1 pseudogene is annotated in these 503 nt (G+C 39.6%); it reads left to right on the plus strand.

Annotated features, from left to right (window positions below):
• Window positions 1-88 precede the first annotated feature (88 nt).
• Window positions 89-503: pseudogene (locus tag D1841_RS18605) on the plus strand (hypothetical protein); the annotation flags it as partial.

Raw genomic sequence — 503 nt, forward strand, 5'->3', positions numbered from 1 at the left:
ATGAACTTGAAGAATGCATCGGCGATGATCCAGAACTTGTATCGATGCGTGTACAGCTTGAATTAGAACAATTTTAAGAAGGTGTAACATGATACAGATAAAAAAAGGCAAAGAACCCCGAGCACTCTTGAAATATCGGAAACAAGAATTTTCGTCCTACAAAGATATGCCTTCAGAGGTAAAGCGGGATGTATTAAGCAGCTTGATGTTAGAACAGGGACATTTATGTGCATATTGTATGAGAAGAATTGAACTTAATGGGAAGAAAGAACGGAGAGCTACAATTGAGCATTGTCTACCACAGGCTGTTTCAGATGTTAATCGTCTAAATTATAAAAATATGGTTGCTGTATGCAGCGGCAACAGGGACGCCCATTTAAACAAGGATAAGACTTGTGATGCAAAAAGAGGGAGCTTGCCATCAGAACAACAGCGAATGAAGAAAATTGACGTATTTGATGGTCATACCTTGGACCTCATTCAATATGGATCGGATGGCAGGA

It is taken from the genome of Neglectibacter sp. X4 (assembly GCF_009917365.1).
Lineage (GTDB): Bacteria > Bacillota > Clostridia > Oscillospirales > Acutalibacteraceae > Acutalibacter.